Source organism: Croceifilum oryzae, assembly GCF_030814315.1.
GTDB classification, from domain to species: domain Bacteria; phylum Bacillota; class Bacilli; order Thermoactinomycetales; family Thermoactinomycetaceae; genus Baia; species Baia oryzae.
On the sequence record NZ_JAUSUV010000013.1, the window covers coordinates 21,477 to 44,205 of the forward strand.

Consider the following 22,729-nt stretch of genomic DNA (forward strand, 5'->3'; position numbering starts at 1 on the left):
AAAAAACAGTTGATTCATCGTCAACTGTTTTTTGTTGCTTATTTTAATACCTTCTCGATCTCTGATTTACATTCTTCTGGTTTGGTAGTAGGAGCAAAACGCTTTACTACATTCCCACTCCGGTCTACCAAGAACTTCGTGAAATTCCACTTAATCGCTCCACCTAAAATCCCACTTGCTTCCTGGCACAAATACTGAAAAACCGGATGAGCACCCGAGCCATTTACCTCAATCTTATCAGTAATTGGAAACTTCACTCCATAGTTTATCTCACAAAACTCTTGAATTTCTTCATTTGAGCCAGGCTCTTGCCCCATAAACTGGTTGCACGGAAAGCCTATTACTTCTAGACCTTGTGAGTGATACGTTTCATACAATTCTTGAAGCCCTTTGTACTGAGAAGTAAAACCACATTTACTAGCCGTATTTACCAATAGAACCGCTTTTCCACGATAATCTTCAAATGACTTTTCTTGTCCATTCGATAAGACAACAGATAATTGATAAAAGTCCATTAGCCCACCTCATTCTATGAGATATATCTACCTATAATGTAACAAAAAACATAGATAAATAGATAGCAAAAAAACTGGCTACTATAGCATTTGCATAAAAAACGAAACCACCTACGCTGTGAAGTGAACCCAAAAAGTTGATATTTTTTAGCAATGTCTTTATACAACTCGACGCCGTCGAGATAGGCTTGAACAGCTTCCCATTTAATTTCTACTGAATACACTTAGCCATAGAAAAAGCACCTCCAACTGTTGGCTTTTGTATCCAACAATTGGGGTGCAGTTCACGCACGGGTAAGTGGTTTCGTTGTACATCTATCTTAATAGAGAGACATGTATTGCTCGCGTTCCCAGTCATGAACGGTAGTGCGGAATAGATCCCATTCAATTTCTTTTGCTTCTACAAAGTGGCTAAGTGCATGTTCACCGAGTGCATCTGCGATAACCGAATCGTTTTGAAGCTCTTGAATCGCTTCGAATAGGTTTGCTGGTAAGCTTTCAATCCCTGCATCTCTACGCTCTTGCTCATCCATCACATAGATATTGCGGTCTGTTTGTGGAGGTGCAGCTAGCTTGTTCTTAATCCCATCCAACCCAGCAGCTAGCATCGTAGCGAGTGCTAGGTAAGGGTTTGCGGCTGGGTCTGGAGAACGTACCTCAATCCGGGTACTAAGACCACGAGAAGCAGGTACACGAACTAACGGACTACGGTTTTTCGGAGACCAAGCTACATAACAAGGCGCTTCATAACCAGGCACCAAACGCTTATACGAATTGATTAGCGGGTTGGTTACAGCTGTAAAAGCACGAGCATGCTTTAAGATCCCAGCTAGATAGTGAAGTGCTGTTTCAGATAAACCTAGTTCATCACTCTCATCATAGAAAGCATTTTCGTTTCCACGGAAGAGAGATTGATGACAATGCATACCAGAACCATTGACACCAAATAGCGGTTTCGGCATAAAGGTTGCATGCAAGCCATAGTTACGTGCTACATTTTTTACAACCAATTTAAATGTTTGGATTTGGTCTGCTGCTTTGATTGCATCCGCATATTTGAAGTCGATTTCATGCTGTCCAGGAGCCACTTCGTGGTGGGAAGCTTCGATCTCAAAGCCCATTTGCTCTAAAGTGAGCACGATATCACGACGGCAGTTTTCTCCGAGATCAAGCGGCGCTAGGTCAAAGTAACCACCTTGGTCATTTAGATCAAGAGTGGGCTTCCCTTTCTCATCCGTTTTAAAGAGGAAGAATTCTGGCTCTGGTCCCACGTTAAAGGAAGTAAAGCCAAGCTCTCTCGCTTCTGCCATCACTTTTTTAAGAATCCCGCGAGGATCTCCTGCAAATGGGGTGCCATCTGAGTTGTAGATATCACAAGTAAGAGCCCCCACCTTTGAATCGCCTGCTGCAACCCATGGATACACGACCCATGTATCAAGATCTGGATACAGATACATATCGGATTCTTCGATGCGAACAAATCCCTCAATCGAAGATCCGTCAAACATCATTTTATTATCCAAAGCTTTTTCCAGCTGACTGCGCGGAATCTCTACGTTCTTAATGGTTCCAAGTAAATCGGTAAATTGAAGACGGATATATTGAACATTTAGTTCAACCGCTTGTTTTAAAATATCCTCTCTCGTAAATCGTGCCATATCCATCATTCTCCCTTCCAAGTAGTTACGTTAGTTGCGAAAAAAACGCGAGAATTCACCGTAAACTTCTGAAGTACGGCCTAGCTTCGGATGCAGGAGATCGCGTTTTAGTAGTCGACGTAATTCTCGTTCGGACAACTCTTGCTTCACCTTCACAACCTCAGCTTGCGCTTTTTCCACCTCTTTATGTGCTTCTAGAATCTGATGGTTTTTCTGTAACATTTCCTTGACACCTGCAAGATTAATTCCTTTTTCGATCAACGATTTAATTTCAAATAAGCGTTCTACATCATTAAAAGAAAATAGGCGTTGGTTACCATTTGTCCGCTCAGGCTCAATTAAACCTTGTTGCTCATAGTAACGAACTTGACGTGGTGTTAGATCAGTCAATTTTGTTACGGTTCCAATTGGAAACAAAGGCATATTTCGCCGCATCTCATCATTCATGATGACGGCCCTCCTTTCTCTAGAAGGAGTTAGGTGATTCAATTACATTCATTTTATGCTGTGTTAGGATTCATGTCAAGATATGTAAGGAAAGTTAACATAAAAACTTTTTATGCTCGACCACGTTTAAATTAAGACAAAAAACCATACGATCAACGCAATTAAAATAATCAGTTTCACCAACATGCCGCCGATAAAACCAATCAATGTACTGATCCCGATGGAAAAAGCTTTTTTGAAATCTTGAGTACGAATCCACTCCACTACAAAAACAAAAACGAAAGGACCTACTATGACTCCAAGTGGCCCTAGAAAGAGCGAGAACACAATTGCTCCAAGCGCCGCCGCCCAAAACGAACCACTCGATCCACCTGCTCGCTTAGCCGCAATCCCACTAGCAAAATTGTCGACCAGAAAGCTTAACACCATCACAATACTGGTAATGATCCAAAACCATAGCCCTAGTGCTTGATTATCCACAAAAAAGTGGTACATCGCAAAACCAGCCATCAGCAAAGGGACATCTGGCAAGACCGGAAATACCAAGCCTAAGAAAGCCAAAGCAAACAACGCAATGATAATAATCCATACAACCGTTATCGTTACCACATATATCCTCCTTATTCCATTTTCTCTGGGAGTGAACCCGTTGTTTTCATACGATCCAATGCCTGCATGATTGCAATTTTTACATGTGAGTAGGTAAGCCCACCTTGAAGAAAAGCGATATAAGGCTCACGAAGCGGTCCATCAGCAGATAATTCAATACTCGCCCCTTGGACAAATGTTCCAGCTGCCATGATCACAGGATCTTGATAGCCTGGCATCGCCGCCGGAATCGGAGTGATGTGTGCATCCACCGGACTAGCACTTTGGATTCCTTGGCAAAAAGCAATCAATAAATCAGCGCTTCCCAATCGAATTTGCTGAATAATATCCGTTCGTAGCTCGTCCCAACTAGGCGTAGTATGAAAGCCCACTTCTTTTAACATAGCTGAAGCAAATACGACACCTTTTAATGCTTCTCCTACTACATGAGGCGCTAAAAACAGTCCTTGGTAATAATCACGTTGATAACCATAAGTCGCTCCACCTTCTACCCCTATACCCGGAGCAACGAGGCGTGAAGCTGCCTTTTCGACGAACTCCTTCTTCCCTACCATATATCCACCTGATTTCGCCAAGCCGCCACCGGGATTTTTAATGAGCGAACCCGCCACAATATCAGCTCCTACATGCGTCGGCTCCATCTCCTCTACAAACTCTCCATAACAGTTGTCCACAAAAATGACCGCTTGAGGTGCTATCTCCCTAATTTGCGTAATCATATCTTGAATCCTCGCGATAGTAAAAGAAGGACGATCCGCATAGCCACGAGAGCGCTGAATCGCAACTACCTTCGTACGCTCACTAACAGATTGCCTAAATGCATCCCAATCGATTTCTCCACCCTCAAGCAAAGGAATTTCTCGATACCGAATCCCATAGTCCGCCAAAGAGCCTGTTCCATCCCCCTCTTTCCCAATCACTTTATGTAATGTGTCATAAGGAGTTCCCGTGAGATAAATCAACTCTTCCCCCGGGCGTAGATTTCCGTATAAACTGCTCGCAATCGCATGGGTACCCGAGATAATATTCGATCTGACCAACGCCATCTCAGCACCAAACAAGTCAGCAAAAATTCGTTCAAACACTTCCCTACCTACATCATCGTACCCATATCCTGTAGACGAATGGAGATGATAGTCGCTCACAGCATGTTTACGAAACGCATCAAGAACGCGCCACTGATGCATATCGACGCGTTCTTCGATTTGATTGATTATAGGTTGAATCTGTTTCACAACACTCGACTGTAATTCCTGAATCCACGTTGCATGCTTTAGCTTCATCATTTACACCATTTCTCTTGTGTATTTATACTATCTTTGAAGTCTGTTTATGAACCAAAAACACCATTGATCACCATAATAGAGATGAGATAGACTAGGGGCAATGTATCTGACTACTGCGATGTTAGTAAGCCTGCCTAGCGTAGTCCTTCGTAGCTAGGGCGTTTTGTGGCAATGTTTGAGCGCTCTTTGCGAGTTTTGCCACTTGCCCGAAGCGAAGAAGGACAAAGCGGACTTGCTTTTCCACATCCTCGTGGGCTTACTATTTGAGCTGTGGGCAGATACATGCCCCGGGCTAACCTACTATCGGTTACTCAACAAACAAACCCTATTACTTACTTATTACTCAATTGTAATCTCTCTTGCAAATCCCTTGGAAGAGAGTTCAATTTGTTCCTTGGAAGACGATATTGAAAGGAAATCTCCAAATCCTCTGTCTCACTATGTAAGATTTCTGCATGACGATAAAGCGCAGAAATCCAGTCTCCCTTCTCAACAGAGAATGAAACCGTTCCTTTAAAGTCATTTTGATAGAGAATCTCTTCTACTTTGGCTTTGAGCCTCTCTAAATCAGACTGATTAAACGCGGAAATCATAATTCGATTGCCTTCTAGCTCTTCCGATTCTTCTCGAATCGATCGATCCGTCATTTGATCCACTTTATTAAAAACAATCAGTGTCGGAATATGGGCAGCACCCAATTCTTCGAGCACCTCTTCCACTACCTTCATTTGTTCCGATGATTCAGGATGGCTCGCATCTACCACATGTAGTAATAAATCAGCTTCTGTCACCTGCTCAAGGGTACTCCGAAAAGACGCTACTAGTTGGTGTGGAAGATTGCGGATAAAACCAACTGTATCAGTCAACAGAACCTCTTGCCCACTAGAAAGATCTAGTTTACGCGATGTTGGATCCAAGGTAGCAAATAATTTATCCTCTGCTAACACCTTCGACTCCGTTAACTGATTGAGTAACGTAGACTTTCCTGCATTTGTATAACCTACGAGGGATACCTGTGTCACTGCTTGCTTCTTTCGCCTTGCTTGGTGCAACTGACGATGTTTGCGTACTTCTTCTAAGTCATGTTTCAAAATATCAATTTGACGTCTGATATGTCTTCGATCGGTTTCAAGCTTCTTCTCACCCGGACCTCGAGTTCCAATGCCGCCCCCTAATCTAGATAGCTCTTTCCGTTTTCCCACCAGTCTCGGTAGCATATATTGGAGCTGAGCTAGTTCAACTTGAAGGCGACCTTCTTTCGTCTGCGCACGCCCGGCAAATATATCGAGGATTAACTGCGTCCGATCAATGACTTTCGCATCGATAAGTTCTTCTAAATGCTTAATTTGGGAGGGAATTAGCTCTTGATCAAAAATGACCAAGTCGGCCTCTAGATCCTCTACTAACTGGGCGATTTCTTCTGCTTTTCCTTTTCCGACCAACCACGCACGATCCTTGCGATCACGGAACTGAATCACTTGTTCAATTACCTCTGCATGAGCTGTATCCGCTAGGCCTGCTAATTCTTCCAAAGAAGAACGAAGCTCCCATTCATGCAACTTAGAGCCGCAACTCACAAGTATGGCTCGTTCTCTCTCTACGATTCCTTCGATTGGTATCCATCCTTCCAACAGACAATAAAATAAGTTTAATTATACCATGAGTGAATAGGTGTTTTCTTTTCAACCTCGTCTAACTGAAAGTCATCTGAACGCAAGGTCATTAAATCATTTCGATTTGCATAAGGCATTTGCAACAACCGAACAGCATGTTGGCGAACGGCCTGCTCAATCGAATTGCGTATATAACGGGCATTTCCAAATGGACGATCTAAACGCTCCATTTCGCGTTGCACATGGCTTCGTAACTTCTCTTTCGCCGCAACGGATAAACGATACTGTCTCTCATTCGTCATGCATTCAGCAATTTCAAGTAGCTGTTGAATTGGAAAATCAGAAAACTCAAGCTGGACAGGAAAACGAGAAGGTAAACCAGGGTTTGAGCTTAAGAAATTACTCATTTCCCATGAATATCCTGCTAGAATCAAGATAAAATCATTCTTATGATCCTCCATTGCTTTTACAAGGGTATCAATCGCTTCTTTCCCAAAATCTTTTTCCCCACCACGAGCTAATGAATACGCCTCATCAATAAATAAGATTCCACCAAGTGCTTTATTTACATGCTCTCTGGTCTTCTGAGCAGTATGTCCGATATACTCTCCTACTAAATCAGCTCGCTCTACCTCCACTAAATGACCTTTTGACAACATGCCCATCTCCCGAAACAAACCGCTCATAATCCTAGCTACCGTTGTCTTACCTGTTCCGGGATTCCCAGTAAAGACCATGTGGAGAACTTGCTGTTCACTACTTAAACCAGCGGCTTGCCTTCGCTTACCGATTTCCAGCCATGCATATATTTCTTTTACAAATGCCTTCACTTGGGTCAATCCTACTAATTGATCCAATTGATCGAAACACTTCTTTAAACCGACAGGCGTTTCCTCTTGCCAAGCAGGAAGGGAACAGGTAGCAGCGCTCTGTTTTCGATCAAACACGATTTGGATTCGATGTTTCTCATCTTGCACCTCAAGGACTCTCCTGCTCATGAAGTTCACCTCATCTGGGCTATTTGTTCTGTCTATATATACGCATATGCCCATTTATTGGTGATAATAGAAAAAAGCCAAGTGATGAATTCTCACTTGACTTCTACTTCTTTATCTTCTTGAGACATAAGGGATACGGGCCGTGCTGGGGTAAACGTAGAGATCGCATGCTTATAAACCATTTGTTGTTTACCTTCGCTATCGATCACAATCGTAAAGTTATCAAAACCTCTAATGACACCTCTTAACTGAAATCCATTCATTAAATAGATGGTTACGGGTACCGATTCTTTTCGGATCTGATTCAAAAATGTATCTTGAATATTAATGGCTTGTTTCAAAGTAAGTACCTCCTATGTTATCAGTAAGGTATTTATTCTCTGTACTCCGGAAACTTTCCTGCCACTTGCTCTTTAATTTCTTCAAAGATTCCTTTTTTCGTTACATCATACCAAAGAATCTCATTCGATCTCCTAAACCAGGAGAGTTGACGTTTCGCATAATTACGAGATCCTTTTTTAATCTGTTCAATAGCAGCATCTAAAGACCACTCTCCATCGAGATACCGATAAATCTCCTTATAACCGATCGCATGCATCGAAGTAGCCGTCCTTTGGTATCCCTTTTGACGTAACAACTGTACCTCTTCTACAAGCCCCTGCTCTATCATCAAATCAACGCGCAGATTAATTCGTTCGTACAGTAATTCCCTTGGCATGGTTAGACCAATCCATAAAGAACGATAAGGCGACTCTCCCTTTTTACTAAGTTGTGAGATCGACTGACCTGTCTGATCATATACCTCTAAAGCCCGTATTAACCGTTTCTGATCGTTTGGATGTAATTTTTGTGCCGATGTTGGATCTACTTCTTGTAAACGTCTATGTAGAGCTTCATTTCCTTCTTTTTCTGCTAACTCTCTTAACTCTTGTCTCAAGCTAGGGTTTTCTTTTACATCTGGCATGAGATAGTTATGTGTAACCGAGTCAACATATAAGCCTGTCCCACCTACTAGAATGGGAAGGTGAGATCGCCCGGATACTTCTGCAATCGACTCTCGAGCAATCCTCTGAAACTCCTGCACTGAAAAAGGATAGTCAGGATCGTATCGATCAATGAGATGATGAGGAACAAGCTCCCTCTCTTCCTTTGATGCTTTGGCTGTCCCAATATTCATATAGCGGTATACTTGCATCGAGTCTCCCGATATGATTTCTCCATGAAATTCCCCAGCTAATTCCAAACTTAGAGATGTTTTCCCTACGGCAGTTGGCCCCACAATCACCAACAAATTAGGCTTCATCGTACCACACCCTTTCCACTGAAGTCCTAGTCGACTCTCATTAACTTCTGACACTCTTCAAGTACTTTTACAGGTATCTGATTCATTACTTGGTACTTTTTCTGAAATATTTCTTCGATCAACCTTTCAATCTCAGAACCGAGAATCATTTCCTTACCTTGTTTCAGAAATAAATGTAGCGGTACAGATGGATCTCCTTGTTTTAATGGCGGCTGTAGATAGGTGACGTTGACCAGATTCACAAATTGATTCTTTTCAAAAAAACGATTTCTCCGAGCGCAAGTCTGTTTCTCAAGCTCTGTATGTGCAAATTCTTCTTTCTCTGTCTCCAGTACAATTCCTTTTAAGGAATGATATCCTGCTCTTTTTGCACCATCCATCAGAATCTCCTCTATTTTCTTTAGAGTCATACTCCCTATCCCATGGCTTCTTATGTGTGGATTCGTTGCAAGATATACAATAAAGCCCATATTTATGTTGGAGAAATAATGGGCAGTCGCAAGAGAACAGATTTCACTCTCATTTTGATATCCTACTAGAAAGGTATAGGAGTCTGGAAAGGAAGATGTTTGGCTTGATAGACCCCGATAAAATACATCGTGTGGCTCCCTCACTTCATCGGGGAATGATTGATCATAAATCTCAAATGCTTTTTGAATGAAGATTTGATCCTCAGAAGTAAGCTCTTTCCATGTAATATCCACTTTGAATCCCCTTAATAAAATAGAGGACTATGGTTGAGCCCTCTATTCTTCCAATTTTGTTTGCACAGCAAACTTGTCTATATAAACAACTTATGGTGAATCAGATTTTCGTATAACTCCCCAAGCAAATTGCGAAGACTCTTTTACAATCGTAAATCCTAATCGCTCGAACTCTCCACTGCCGGGTCTCTCTTTTAGCATAACCAACCGCCTAGCAACGCGAACAGCGTGTTGTACCGATTCTTGATCAAGTGCTACAGGGTTGGCAAGCGGTTTTAACACTTGCATCGCAGAAGAGGTTTTAATGGTTTCACGAAACATCGGATCAAAGATAACCACGTCAAAAGAATCATTTTTCATATTCGGAAGCGTATCGCGATAATCTTGTCCCATCACTTCCACTCTTCTCATCGCGGCATCTAACCGGGTTCGATTCGTAATCATGGTCTTCAGACCCTGTCTTACCATCTGTGCTAAAACAGGCTCTGACTCTAAGCCAACCACCCGTCCTGATTCACCAACAGCATAACTTGCCACAATCGCATCAGAAGCCATGCCCAGTGTACAGTCGAGCACGTGATCCCCTGATTGTAGCTCTGCAAATTTCACCAATGAATCCGATTCGCCACGAGCTAAGTTTTTGATTCTAAGGGCTGAGGTATTTGGATGAAAATGAAAAGAATGACCGTCTTTTCGCTCATAGCGCCAGCCTTTTTTCGTGATTAAAATCACTTCATCGCGATCTGCTTGGTCAAATAAACCAGGGAGTGATAAGCGATGTCGTTCTTGATACGGAACAGCTAACTCCCCCGCCAACTGCTTCGCTTCTTCTACTAGTTCATCGTCTGGGTGAAAAGAAGTGCTTACAAATAATATTTTACATCACTCGCTTTGAAACAAAATGTGTTCTTAGTGTTCATCGGTTCCATTTCATATAATTCATCCCCCACCATCATGATGGGGGATGAATAGCTACCATGCTTCAATTACTCATTTTACTTTGATTATCCTCAGAAAAGCCTTAATACCACAGCTTATCAAGGGATTAAAACATTACTATGGCTTCGTTATTACATGACCCTTTTAAACATTTTTTCTAACTCATACGTAGTGAAATGAACGAAAATCGGGCGTCCATGTGGACAAGTAAACGGATTTTCACATCCTGATAATTGATGAAAGAGAGACTCCATCTCTTCGTGTCTGAGGTGACGATTCGCCTTAATCGCCGCCTTACACGACATCATCTTCGCGGAGGCATCTCGTAGCACTGCCACATCAACCTTGCCATGATCCTTCAAGTAATGAATGATCTCATGGATCAAAGTCACTTCATTTTCCTTTGGAAACCAACTTGGATAGGCCCGAATCATAAACGTATTTCCACCAAATGGCTCCAAATCCAAGCCCCAATCTTGCAGTTCTGCTAAATAATTTTCTAATGTCTTCGCTTCTGAAATCGTACATTCAATGGTTAACGGAATTAACAACGTTTGTTGTGTACTATTTTTTTCGCCCATTCTGCGATAAAAGATTTCATAATAAACTCGTTCATGGGCGGCGTGTTGATCTACTAGATAAAAGCCATCATCCGATTGGGCAACGATATAAGTTCCATGTACTTGAGCCAGCGGTAATAGTAGTGGAAAACGTGAGTTAGTCGTCTCTGTTGATTCATCTCCAGTCGTAATCTCTAGAGACTCTGCTTGCTTATCTACCACCGCCATGTCTCGCAAACCTGGCTCTACCTTTTCTTCTACTGGAATCGACATTTGATTGCCATATGGAAGTGACGAAAATGTTTCCTGAATCATGGGTCTCTCTAGCTTATTTTTCTCTTCTGCTCTAAAATCGATGTCTTTTTTCTGGTCAGATAGAGGAAAAGTGGGGGCTTTTTGCGCCTGTGGATGATCATTCCATAGAGAAGCCCTCTCTTGAACCTGCCAATCTGTATTGGAACGAACAGGTGTAAAAGATAACTCCGATTGCTCGGGCTTCGATGCGACACTTTTTATCGTTGCTACACCCGTAGCCTGTGGAACGAGTCGTTGCTTATGAAAAGCGCCCTGGACAGACTGCTCGATTAATTGACATAGTTCACGTTCCTTGCTCAAACGAACTTCTAATTTGGTCGGATGAACATTTACATCTACTAACTTGGGGTCCATCTTGATTTGGACCACACCAATGGGATAACGTCCATTTGGAAGGAGCGTTCCGTATGCCCGCAGGATAGATTGAGAAATCGGAATGCTCCTTACATAGCGACCATTTAAGATGATAGAGAGGTAGGAACGATTCGATCTGGTCAACTCAGGCTTCGAGATAAACCCACTTAATTGAAAATCACCATCTTCTCCTCCTACTTGCATCATCTGGGAAGCAACCTGTTTCCCATAGATGGCATGGATGACATGAAGTAATTTCCCATCTCCAGGTGTTCGGAAAAGCTCTTTTCCATTGTGAATAAGCGTAAACGATAGATCTGGACAAGAAAGAGCTAGCCTCCCCATAACATCTGCTACTTGACTCACTTCCGTGTTGACGGTCTTCAAGTATTTCAAACGAGCCGGAGTATTATAAAACAAGTCACGGACCACCACGTCCGTTCCTCTGGAGCGTGAAGTATCTTCGGTCCGTAATAACTGTCCGCCTTCGATCGTTAATAAAGTCGCAAGTTCGGAAGCATCTTCAGCTGTCTTCAGCTCCACTTTCGACACCGATGCAATACTGGGTAATGCTTCCCCGCGAAATCCCAATGTCTGAATTTGAAATAAATCGCGCTCACGCTGAATCTTACTAGTAGCATGTCGTTCAAAAGCGATGACTGCATCTTCGCGCTCCATCCCCGAACCGTTATCAGAAACACGAATATACGAGATACCTCCCTCTTCCAATTGCACCGTAATTTTATCTGCCTTGGCATCAATCGCATTTTCCACTAACTCTTTCACGATGGAAGCAGGGCGTTCTACTACTTCTCCTGCGGCAATCTGATTCGCCAACTGCTCATCTAGCACACGAATTTTCCCCATGAACATATCCTCCTCTCTATAAACAAAGGAACGAGAGATTGGCTTCTACCATCTTCCCGCCCCCAAAATAGCTATTTCAATAATTTTTTCTTTAACTCTAAAACAAACTGCATCGTTTCAAATGGTGTTTGATTCATTAGATCAAACTGTAATACGGCAGATAATACTTCTTCCTCTGCTACAGAGCGACCAACAGACAGTCTAGGCTCTGATCGTTTTTCAGTATCTACTACTTCTCGTTCCGCTTCATGAACAACTTCCTGCTCTTGTGATTTTTTAGCTCCACCAAAATCAAACAAACTTAGCTGTCCATCTGGATCGTCTGTTTGATATACCATTGGTTCCTCATGAACTTCTGAGAGATGTGGACCATTAGCTTGAGCTGAAACGGCACAAGCAACAGCGGATTCCGTACTACCAACCTCAAGTCGCTCTAAGATCACTTTTGCACGCTGGATTACGGTAGTAGGCAGTCCAGCTAACTCAGCAACGTGAATTCCATAGCTTCGATCCGCTCCACCTGAGACAATGCGATGTAGGAACACGACTTTTCCGTCTTTCTCAATACATTTTGCATGTACATTTACAAGACGTTCCAGCTTTTGGTCTAGTTGTGTTAGCTCATGATAGTGAGTGGAGAATAGAGTCTTCGCTCCCACATGATCATGAATATATTCGACAATGGCATGCGCAAGAGCTAAGCCATCATAGGTGGATGTCCCTCTTCCTACTTCATCTAGTAGAATCAAACTACGGGATGTCGCTTCTCGAAGTGCTTGACACGTCTCGGCCATCTCCACCATAAATGTACTTCGCCCACCTACTAAATCATCTGCGGCTCCGATTCGCGTAAAGATCCGGTCTGTTAACGGAATCCGTGCAGACTGAGCGGGAACAAAGCATCCAATCTGACTTAAAATCGTAATCAGAGCCACTTGTCTCATGTAGGTCGATTTCCCAGCCATATTCGGTCCCGTAATGAGATACAATTCGCGAGATTGATGATTCAGTTCTACATCATTGGCGATAAACTCCTGATCATCGCGTGCAAGTGCTTCAACCACTGGATGTCGCCCTGCAACGACTACCATTTCATCTCCTTCATGCACCTCTGGACGCACATACTGTCCTTCAGCAGAAACCTTCGCAAATGCATGTAGTACATCTAATTCAGCCACCTGCTCTGCCAGCTTCTGAAGTCGTCCTACATGTGTAGCTAGATGATTTCTTACCCCACAAAACAACTCATACTCCAAGTCCATCGACTTCTCAGACGCGTCGAGGATCAATTGTTCTTTCTGTTTTAGCTCAGGAGTAATAAACCGTTCCGCGTTGGCCAGAGTTTGTTTTCGTTCATATAATCCTTCTGGAAGATTTCGTAAATTCGAGCGAGAAATCTCGATATAGTAACCAAATATACGGTTATAACCAATCTTGAGAGACTTAATCCCTGTTCGATTACGCTCTTGTTGCTCTAAAGTAGCAATCCACTGCTTTCCATTCTTTTGAACATCGCGATACTGATCCAGCTGTTCGTGATATCCGGTCTGAATGATGCCTCCTTCTTTTACAGAGAGAGGGGGTTCTGCCACAATCGCCTTTGATATGTATGTCTGTAAATCTACGCACTCATCTATCTCTACTAGAAGGGAGTGAATCCGTTTTGACGGCAACTGACGTAACAAATCTTTTAAATCAGGGATCGCAGCCAACGAACGATGGAGCGCCACCAAATCACGAGCCGTAGCAGATCCGTATGAAATCCGGGCGGCTAAACGTTCCAAGTCGTATACATTCTTTAACTGAACCCGAACATCATCTAATAATAATAAATGTTCCAGATAGGCAGCTACGACATCTTGTCGGTTCTGAATCTCTTCTAACCGAAGTAGCGGCTTGTCCAACCATTTTTTTAATAGCCTGCTTCCCATAGCCGTAACCGATTGATCTAATAATCCTAAGAGGGAACCACGCTTCTTCCCTTCTCCCATCGTAATCGTCAATTCCAAATTACGACGAGCCACTTCATCCAACATCATATACTGCTTAGCATCGTATCGATGAAGCCTTTGCAGATGGCCTAAGGAACGTTTCTGCGTATTTTGTAGATAAGCATATAGAGTAACTAATCCTTTTTTCAAGCCAACAGTTGAGCATTCTTGATGAAAAGTAGGAAACTGGCTCTCCACCTTCTTCAGAAGATCCTCAAATTGCGACTCTTCCACAGAAAACGGTGTAACCATGACACGATATCGCTTTTGCAACATCGTCCCTATATCTTCTCGATCTAATAAAGCATCTTCAACTAATAATTCTTTTGGCTGATATGACAAGATTTCATCTAATAGCGAAGACAAATCTTGTAATTCAGTAAGATGAATCTCACCAGTTGATAAGTCCACAGCCGATAAACCATATAGAGAATGACTCTGCACAACCGTTACAAGAAAGTTATTTTCTTGATCCGTCAGCATCGATTCTTCCATCACAGTTCCTGGGGTGACGAAACGGATAATCTCTCTCCGAACGACCCCTTTTGCAGAAGATGGATCTTCTACCTGTTCACAAATAGCGACTTTATAACCTTTTTCAATTAGGCGTTCGATATAGGTACTAGCAGAATGATACGGAACTCCGCACATCGGAATTCGCTCTTCTGTTCCTCCACCGCGCCCTGTCAATGTAATCTCTAGTTCTTCTGCAGCTAATTGAGCATCTTCAAAAAATAACTCATAGAAATCCCCTAAGCGAAAAAATAAAAAGGCATCGGGGGCTTGGGCCTTAATCTTAAGGTATTGTTCAATCATCGGAGTATATTTAGCCAAATTTCTCTTCCTCCGGCTATTATTCTATCAATTCTATATCTTACTTATTGTAACATGCATAGAAAAAGGGAACAACTATAACGTACCATAGGTTCCCTTCAATGCCTTATGTTACCTTTTCTTTGCATGATACGGAGGGAGTCTCCAAGCTTTCCGTAGGTCCAATGACTCATCCCACGTCTTTCCTTGCTGGATGAATGAAAAAAACTCATCAACCACATTTTGATATGCTTCATAATCATCTAAACGCTTAATATCTTGCCATAGATCTGGAATCCATTCTTTTAGCACTGCTTTATTTCCATCATAGTAAGCCTTTTGAATACCGGCATCACTTAACGGATTGTACATCAACTGTTCGAAATTACCGGCAATTATTTTTGACAAAACCAGCACACCTTTAGTCAGAGTAGGGGTTATTAACCAACTAGGCGGGGTGCGATATTCAAAGCCACCATGTTCCTGCATGCGATAATCTCCGAGGAATCCATATTTAGGACGTCGGTCTTTCCCTCTAGGATCTTCGCATACTACTAGCGGCAAAGCCAAGTAATTATCTAAAGCCCGAAGCAATTGGAAACTAGGCTCAATCCCACTAAAGTGAACATGACCACCTATCGGGTATTTCGGGTAAGGGAGAGCTCCTGCTAACCACTTACACTGCACATGCTGTACCTTCTTCGCAGCATGTAACAAACACTGATAGACACGAACACTTAATCGCAGAGGATCTGTCGTAGGATCTGGCCTGAGCTCCACTATCGGTTTATGACTTCGATTATCTCCTAACCATGCCGCATCACACCCTATTTTCCCTTGAATCGGAAAATATTTTGATGCGACAATCAAACTTCCTTTCGGAGTAACCATAATAAATTCAGGATCAGCACCTAGCATAATCGTTTTCACTGAAGTGCTCGACTTCCTAAGCCTTTTGCGATAATCAGATACAGCTTTAATAAAGAGTCTCTCTAGATCTTCATTTAGCTTAGGACTCGGATCAACCTGAACAATCGATATCTTTTTACTAGTACCCACTCCGCATGTTACCATGCCATAATCCAATCCCGTTGCATATAAAGCCCTCACTGCTATCTTCTGCACTCGTCTGATTTCCCGATCATTATCTGGATCTGTAACCCTTACATATGTTTTTTTCTTCACTTTTTGCTTTTTCTTGGACTGACTTAACCAAACACTCGTCTCTTTAGATCGATACACACTAAGTACTTTCGTCTGAAAAATACTAAACACATATTCACGAAGAAACTGCCGGCTACTGCCTACCACCTGAATCCCATGTAATTGAAGAATGTCATTATGTTGTTTTGCACTTTTTAGTTTCTCTACTTGTTTTTCGTTGTTTAATGTGTAGAACGTTGAAGACGTACGTATCGCCCCAGATATATGGATCTGATCGTCGGTCGTCTCCAAAAGGATGGAAGGCGCAAACCTGTGATCAACACTGACAAGTTGTTCGCGAAGACCTTGCAGTTCTTCTTGTTCAGATTCCTTTGCATCTAATGGTAGGGTAACGGCTCCCATAACCTTTCCCCTTTCTACGCACCACCCATGGCTACCTTTTATGCCTTTTATACGGTAAACACTAAATCCATTGGTTATTTATATGCAAATGCGTTAGCACGAGTGCGTACTCCAAGACACTTATTCTGATCTCCACTCTGAACAAAAAACAGACTCCCCTGCATGGTATTCAAATCCATTCAGGCTGGAGTCTGTCTTGGTTATTTTTATTGAATTTCCTTTTTACTCAACAAAACAATCTGCTCTCTCCATTTCTGATGATCTACTTCTGAAGAGAAAGCCCTCTTAGGGACAATAACCGCGCACGTCTTTTGTACATAAATTAAATAAACTTGCGGTCTATCTACAATTCGATGAATGAGATCCCAAGAAAAAGTCGAGCCTGATGAAGGAGATAATGTTTCTAAACCCTCTTCCGTGAATTGCACGTAACTAGATCCAAAAAAACCCATCTTTGTGGCTTGCCGAAGCCCTCTAAAAATAAATATTTCTAGGTAAAAGAATGTCACTATACAAAAAGGAAGCACCATCTCCCAAAAACTCTGATTTGAATGTAAGGCTGAATAACTGAGAATCATTGGAACTGTAAGCATTATACCAAAGTTAAGAAGCCCAGAAGATGTATGCAGGTAATGATATCTTGGAAATTGAAGATAGTCCCTTTTTGTATAATCAAAGGAAATTCGCATATCAACACTCCCTGAATTATGTTATTTAAAAATTAATTATGCCATATTCAGAAGTAATAGTCATATTTTAATAGAAAAAATTATTCTATTAATCACTTAATTAGTTAATAAAAATAAAGCTACTGGCAGCGCTTGCCAGCAGCTTTATTATGGATCAGTCTTCCAAATCATCAAAGACTAAGTCTGGATCTAAGTCATCAAAGGTGTCGTCTTCGTCTTCTTCAGCCATCTCGCTTATGAAGTCTTCTTTGTCTTTATCATCCCAATCACCAAGCTCATGTGGGAAGACGGCTACTGTGACTTTTGTTTCCCCTATCAGCTCCACAACAAACTCTTTTTCCACTTTGATGGAAATGGAATCTTTATGGGGAGAAAGCTTTGCTGCTACACAATTGGGAGTCTGTGTGCAAAGGGTACTTACATTCACAGTCCCTTCGCGTGTGTAGCGATCATAGTACGTAAGTGGAATCTTTTCTGCATAGTGTACAGTTTCTGTCATTACATCTGTTTTGGTATTTCCTTTGGTGGAGTACCAAATATTCACATCATACGTACCACGTACCTCGACCGCTTCACCTACTTTAGAGCTTTCATAATTGTGATTAATCAACCACGCTCCCAATATGTGGTGAATGTGGTCAGGTGGGTGGATGGAGTGTTTCACTTGACAAAACTTCCGTCCTTTCCCACAAATCGCTCTCGACATGATTTGACGGTATTCAACTGATCGATCTGTATTTGCCACCTTATTCCCTCCTCAAACGGTCGTTCACTTGAGTATATGCAGGGCGCACGCCTAGGGTGCATGAGGGTGTTAACAGATCTCAAAGTTTTTTCATTTTGAACGGCTTTTGCAGCCACACGAGCCGCCGGAACCACAGCCTCTAGCGACTTCTCCGCCAACTTCAACATGAATTTTTGCTGATACCGTTTCTGCAACGACACGTTGAATGGTTTGCAGAAGATCGTTTATCTCCACTTGGTATTGCTGGTATTCCTTCACAATCGGAAGGTGATCAAATTCGTACTGGAGCTGTTCCAATTCTTTTTCCAGCAGACGAACATACTCGCTTTTTTGATAATGTTTGGCGTGAACCAATTCTTTTTGTTTCTTCTTAATTTCATCAATTAACTGGTTAACCCTTGGACTATCCTGAACCTGTTTCTCAGCTTGGCGGAAGCGTTCAACTTCCGCTGATGCACCTACTTGTTCAGAAAGTTTTTTTGCAAACGCGAGCACGGGATGTTCCATTACATCCTTCACCTGCCATCCCATCTAAGCAACCGGAGCTTTCTGTTGTGGTTGATCTTCCAACCAAACACCTGTTAACGACCAAGTCTTAGGGTCTTCAATGCGAACCATGACCATCTTACCAATTAAACTTTTAGGTCCAGCAAAGTTTACTAGTTTATTCGTACGAGTCCGGCCGGAGAGAACATCTGCATTTTTCTTACTTTCGCCCTCGACTAATACTTCTACCACTTGACCACGTAACTCTTCGTTTTTACGACGACCGATTTCATTTAAGGTTTGATTTAGTCTTTGAAGTCGTGCCTTTTTCACTTCCATCGGGATATCGTCCTGCATCTTAGCCGCTGGAGTCCCTTCACGAGGGGAGTAGATAAAGGTAAAGGCGGAATCAAATTCCACTTCTTTGACTAACGAAATGGTCTCTTCAAATTGCTCATCTGTTTCACCTGGGAAACCGACAATGATATCCGTTGTCAGAACCACATTTGGCACTGCCTCTTTGATTTTACGCACTAAGTCTAGATAACGTTCCCGATCATATTTGCGGGCCATTAATTTCAGGACCTCACTACTGCCTGATTGAACAGGAAGATGAATATGTTCTACCAAGTTACCACCTTTGCCAAGTACTTCTACTAAGTGGTCATCAAAGTCGCGTGGATGGCTCGTCGTAAAGCGAATTCGCGGAATGCCAATCTTACGTACATCGTCCATTAAATCGCCGAAGAGATAGTTCAGATCCTCGAGATCTTTTCCATAGGCATTTACATTTTGACCGAGCAATGTTACTTCTTGATAGCCTTTACGAGCTAACTCTCGGATCTCGCCTAATACATCTTCAGGGCGGCGACTACGCTCTTTTCCGCGAGTGTAAGGAACGATACAATAGGTACAGAATTTATCACAACCGTACATGATATTTACCCAAGCACGCAATCCATCTGCACGTACTTTCGGCATATTCTCTACTACATCTCCCTCTTTTGACCAAACTTCGATTACCATCTCCTTACTCATGAGCGCATTGTGCACCAAATGAGGTAGGCGGTGAATGTTATGAGTTCCAAATACCAAATCCACATTTTGATAACTTTTTAGGATGCGATTTACGACGGATTCTTCTTGGGACATACATCCACATACACCTAGAATTAGATTAGGCTTCTCAAGTTTGAGATGTTTGAGCCGGCCTAACTCTCCAAACACTTTATCCTCGGCATTTTCACGAATGGCACATGTATTGAGCAAGATGATATCTGCATCACGTTCATCTGTAGTCGGTAAATACCCCATCATCTCAAAAATCCCTGCCATTGTCTCGCTGTCATGAACGTTCATTTGACAGCCAAACGTTTGAATCAAATATTTATGACCTACACCGATCTGTTTCATCTCATCTGGTAGTGTCTCAAACTGCAAAACTTGTACTTCTTCTTTCCCACGCTTTTTCGCTTCTCTTAAGTCAGGGGCTTGAAAGTATTGAGAGAAGTCTTTTTTCATTTTACTCATGCTCCCACCTCTACATTCTCGTTTATTTTCTATATACTCATCTATATTTAAAATGAAATTAGTACTCTTCATCCTGAATTACTTAGATAAAAAACAATCTACAACTAAGTTATTGTACCTGAAATTCCGCATTTCTTCAATGATAGCTTAATAATCAACCTACTATTCCTAAAAATAGAAATAAAGTAATCTTCACACGTTCGCTTTATGCATGGTGTATAATATTTTTATTGTCGAAAGAATGGTGAAACGGAGGCTTTATTTATGTCTAATAAACATTTAATCGTGCTAGATTTAGATGGAACATTACTAACAAAAGATAAAAAAATATCCCAAACCACGAAACAAGTCCTACACCAAGCTATGAGAGAAGGACATGAAGTTGCCATTGCAACAGGACGCCCTTATCGGATGAGCAGCCAGTATTATCAGGAGCTGGGCTTGCGCTCACCAATCGTAAACTATAATGGTGCACTTAGTCATCATCCACATGATGCATCCTTTGAAAAACATCATATTACGATTCCATTAGAACAAGCTCATCATATTATCGAGACCTGTTACTCTCTCGATATGCCAAATATTCTCGTAGAAATTGAAGATCATATCTACTCCACCATCGCAGGAAACGAAGATCCAAATCATAAATTCTTCGCTTTAAATGCAAAGCAAATTCATACAGGTGATCTGCTTCAATTACTAAAAGACCATCCAACTAGCATGCTCATACAATTCCATGACCATCATAACTGGGATGAAATTCAAAAAACCTTTACCGATCGTCACAGTCATATCGTACATCATCGTAGATGGAACGAACCTTTTCAAGTGATGGAAGTCCTACGACAAGGTGTTGACAAAGCCGTTGGCGTAGAACGAATCGCTCGTTATTACGATATCCCTACAGAGCGGATTATCGCTTTCGGTGACGAAGATAACGATATGGAAATGCTCCAGTACGTCGGTAAGGGAGTCGCCATGGGAAATGCTATCGAAGCCTTAAAAAAGGTTGCAGATGATGTTACCGATCACAATGATCATGATGGTGTAGCAAATTACTTGAAAAAATATCTCAAACTACACTCTTAATAATAGAAAATAATAAGAGGTTCCTCTATTTTTGTTTGCGTAATAGCAACAAAAATAGAGGAACCTCTTTCGTTAGTTCTAAAAAGATAGTTGTCTCATAAATAGAAGGTAAAAGCTAGTAACTGACCACTGACTGCTGACTAAACAAGGAGGATACTATGGACAAGAAATGGCTCCCCACCATCATGCAATCCTGCTTAGTAACCACAATCGCAATTAATCTGATGCTAGTCGCCATGTTTCTCTGGATACCAAATACACCGTCAGTCCCTGCTACTGCATACCCCACTCAAAATGGAGTAAAAAATGAATACACATCGGAACTACAAAGCCGTCAAGACAAAGGCGACTATCAAGTCGAAGCCTATCAGGAATATGAGATTACACAGGATGCAAACGGGAAAGTTATCAAAAAAGAAGCAACAGATGAAACAACCTATCTTCGCTATTGGAATGGAGAAAATCCTACCGAATCAGCTGAATAAATTCATTATTTCACTTCTATATCATCATAAGCTATCTCGCTAGATAGCTTATTTGCAACTGCTAGAGAGGGAAGGGTTCCCGCATCCGTCCACCATCCATCTAGTATGTCGTAGGTTAGTTGTTTTCTGCTAATATAAGCATTATTTACATCGGTTATTTCAAGTTCTCCACGCTTTGATGGTTGAAGTGTTTTGATAATCTCAAAGACATGGTGGTCATATAGATAAATCCCAGTTACTGCGTAGGAACTTTTTGGATGGGCGGGTTTCTCTTGAATGGATATAATTTGATCTCCTTCGATCTCTGGTACACCAAAGCGCTTAGGGTCATCTACTCGTTTAATCATAATTTTAGCACCTTGGACCTGATCCTGAAACGTTTGAACACAGGATGAGATATCATCTAAAAATACGTTATCCCCCAGAAGAACCGTCACCAAATCATCGCCAACAAAATCTTCCGCTAGCCCCAGTGCCTGAGCAATCCCACCTGCTTGATCCTGAACCTTATAGGTAAACGAAACTCCAAACTCGACTCCACTTCCCAAGAGGTTAACCACGTCTCCCATATGCTCTCTACCTGTCACGATCAATATATCTCGAATTCCAGCTTGACGTAACTTATAGATCGGATGATAAATCATAGGGTATTCTCCAACGGGAAGTAGATGCTTATTTGTTACTTTCGTTAATGGATATAGCCGTGAACCGGTTCCACCTGCTAGAATCACACCTTTCATGATATACACCTCATTTGTTTAAGGAATAGTGTTAGATCAAGTGACGTCAGTATCAGCTAATTAACTCATAGGAGAAAAGTGGGCCTGTTGATGAGCCTGTTATGGAAGCTGGTCCGGGGCATGTATCTGATCACAGCTCAAATAGTGAGCCTGCGAGGATGTGAAAAAGCAAGTCCGCTCCGTCATTCTTCGCTTCGGGCAAGTGGCAAAAACTCGCAAAGTACGCTCAAACATTTGCCACAAAACACCCTAGCTTCGAATAGCTGCGCTAAGCAGGCTCACTAACATCGCTATGTGATGAGACACATTGCCCCTCTTCCACTTCCCTGCTGGATCGGTATTTGAGCAGTGGTCGGACAGACTCTCCCAGCTCTGATCACCCAATAGGCCTAATAAACAGCTGATTATCAAGACCTATCCCGGTCGT

At 42.0% G+C, this 22,729-nt stretch carries 22 protein-coding genes; 2 read left to right on the top strand and 20 right to left on the bottom strand.

What is annotated here, in order from left to right; all coding sequences use genetic code 11:
* Positions 1–38: 38 nt before the first annotated feature.
* The 19 genes from J2Z48_RS13345 to miaB all read right to left on the bottom strand — a co-directional run bounded on the left by J2Z48_RS13345 (position 39) and on the right by miaB (position 19,988).
* Positions 39–515, bottom strand: a complete 477-nt coding sequence (locus tag J2Z48_RS13345; RefSeq protein ID WP_307254291.1) for a glutathione peroxidase — start codon at positions 513–515, stop codon at positions 39–41.
* Between the two features lie 320 nt (positions 516–835).
* A complete protein-coding gene (gene glnA, locus J2Z48_RS13350; RefSeq protein ID WP_370872933.1) occupies positions 836–2,173 on the bottom strand; it encodes a type I glutamate--ammonia ligase in 1,338 nt (445 codons plus the stop codon).
* A gap of 30 nt (positions 2,174–2,203) precedes the next feature.
* On the bottom strand, positions 2,204–2,620 hold the full coding sequence (locus J2Z48_RS13355) for a MerR family transcriptional regulator (RefSeq protein WP_307254293.1): 417 nt from the start codon (positions 2,618–2,620) through the stop codon (positions 2,204–2,206).
* A gap of 126 nt (positions 2,621–2,746) precedes the next feature.
* Positions 2,747–3,229 (bottom strand): DUF456 domain-containing protein, encoded by a 483-nt coding sequence (locus J2Z48_RS13360; RefSeq protein WP_307254295.1) that lies wholly within the window; start codon positions 3,227–3,229, stop codon positions 2,747–2,749.
* Between the two features lie 11 nt (positions 3,230–3,240).
* A complete protein-coding gene (locus J2Z48_RS13365; RefSeq protein WP_307254296.1) occupies positions 3,241–4,515 on the bottom strand; it encodes a methionine gamma-lyase family protein in 1,275 nt (424 codons plus the stop codon).
* A 121-nt stretch (positions 4,516–4,636) separates the two neighbouring features.
* Positions 4,637–4,759, bottom strand: a complete 123-nt coding sequence (locus J2Z48_RS13370; protein ID WP_307254297.1) for a hypothetical protein — start codon at positions 4,757–4,759, stop codon at positions 4,637–4,639.
* Positions 4,760–4,847: 88 nt separating this feature from the next.
* Complete coding sequence (gene hflX, locus J2Z48_RS13375) at positions 4,848–6,092, bottom strand: GTPase HflX (RefSeq protein WP_307254299.1); 1,245 nt, start codon at positions 6,090–6,092, stop codon at positions 4,848–4,850.
* Between the two features lie 71 nt (positions 6,093–6,163).
* Positions 6,164–7,126, bottom strand: a complete 963-nt coding sequence (locus J2Z48_RS13380; protein ID WP_307254301.1) for an AAA family ATPase — start codon at positions 7,124–7,126, stop codon at positions 6,164–6,166.
* A 92-nt stretch (positions 7,127–7,218) separates the two neighbouring features.
* On the bottom strand, positions 7,219–7,467 hold the full coding sequence (hfq, locus tag J2Z48_RS13385; RefSeq protein ID WP_072329815.1) for an RNA chaperone Hfq: 249 nt from the start codon (positions 7,465–7,467) through the stop codon (positions 7,219–7,221).
* A gap of 32 nt (positions 7,468–7,499) precedes the next feature.
* The gene (gene miaA, locus J2Z48_RS13390) at positions 7,500–8,429 is read right to left on the bottom strand and encodes a tRNA (adenosine(37)-N6)-dimethylallyltransferase MiaA (protein ID WP_307254305.1); all 930 of its coding nucleotides are present in this window, start codon (positions 8,427–8,429) and stop codon (positions 7,500–7,502) included.
* Between the two features lie 26 nt (positions 8,430–8,455).
* A complete protein-coding gene (locus J2Z48_RS13395; RefSeq protein WP_307254307.1) occupies positions 8,456–9,133 on the bottom strand; it encodes a GNAT family N-acetyltransferase in 678 nt (225 codons plus the stop codon).
* Between the two features lie 90 nt (positions 9,134–9,223).
* Entirely contained in the window at positions 9,224–9,949 is a 726-nt protein-coding gene (locus tag J2Z48_RS13400) for a class I SAM-dependent methyltransferase (RefSeq protein WP_307254308.1), read from the bottom strand.
* A 254-nt stretch (positions 9,950–10,203) separates the two neighbouring features.
* On the bottom strand, positions 10,204–12,168 hold the full coding sequence (gene mutL, locus J2Z48_RS13405) for a DNA mismatch repair endonuclease MutL (protein WP_307254310.1): 1,965 nt from the start codon (positions 12,166–12,168) through the stop codon (positions 10,204–10,206).
* Positions 12,169–12,239: 71 nt separating this feature from the next.
* Positions 12,240–14,993, bottom strand: a complete 2,754-nt coding sequence (gene mutS, locus J2Z48_RS13410; protein WP_307254311.1) for a DNA mismatch repair protein MutS — start codon at positions 14,991–14,993, stop codon at positions 12,240–12,242.
* A gap of 111 nt (positions 14,994–15,104) precedes the next feature.
* Entirely contained in the window at positions 15,105–16,538 is a 1,434-nt protein-coding gene (locus J2Z48_RS13415; protein ID WP_307254312.1) for a putative amidoligase domain-containing protein, read from the bottom strand.
* A 206-nt stretch (positions 16,539–16,744) separates the two neighbouring features.
* On the bottom strand, positions 16,745–16,966 hold the full coding sequence (locus tag J2Z48_RS13420) for a YcxB family protein (protein WP_307254315.1): 222 nt from the start codon (positions 16,964–16,966) through the stop codon (positions 16,745–16,747).
* Between the two features lie 415 nt (positions 16,967–17,381).
* Entirely contained in the window at positions 17,382–17,972 is a 591-nt protein-coding gene (gene cotE, locus J2Z48_RS13425; protein ID WP_307254316.1) for an outer spore coat protein CotE, read from the bottom strand.
* A gap of 90 nt (positions 17,973–18,062) precedes the next feature.
* Entirely contained in the window at positions 18,063–18,467 is a 405-nt protein-coding gene (locus J2Z48_RS13430; RefSeq protein WP_307254318.1) for a YlbF/YmcA family competence regulator, read from the bottom strand.
* A gap of 36 nt (positions 18,468–18,503) precedes the next feature.
* Positions 18,504–19,988, bottom strand: coding sequence for a tRNA (N6-isopentenyl adenosine(37)-C2)-methylthiotransferase MiaB (miaB, locus tag J2Z48_RS13435; protein ID WP_307254320.1), 1,485 nt, complete (start codon positions 19,986–19,988; stop codon positions 18,504–18,506).
* 264 nt (positions 19,989–20,252) lie between these two features.
* Between miaB and J2Z48_RS13440 the strand changes: the two genes are divergently transcribed.
* Positions 20,253–21,077 carry an HAD family hydrolase gene (locus tag J2Z48_RS13440; protein ID WP_307254324.1) on the top strand — a complete coding sequence of 275 codons (825 nt, stop codon included), beginning with the start codon at positions 20,253–20,255 and terminating at the stop codon, positions 21,075–21,077.
* A gap of 158 nt (positions 21,078–21,235) precedes the next feature.
* Positions 21,236–21,562, top strand: coding sequence for a hypothetical protein (locus tag J2Z48_RS13445; RefSeq protein WP_307254326.1), 327 nt, complete (start codon positions 21,236–21,238; stop codon positions 21,560–21,562).
* Between the two features lie 5 nt (positions 21,563–21,567).
* On the opposite strand, the gene J2Z48_RS13450 is transcribed toward J2Z48_RS13445, so the two are convergent.
* Positions 21,568–22,302, bottom strand: a complete 735-nt coding sequence (locus tag J2Z48_RS13450; protein WP_307254328.1) for a sugar phosphate nucleotidyltransferase — start codon at positions 22,300–22,302, stop codon at positions 21,568–21,570.
* Positions 22,303–22,729: the final 427 nt, after the last annotated feature.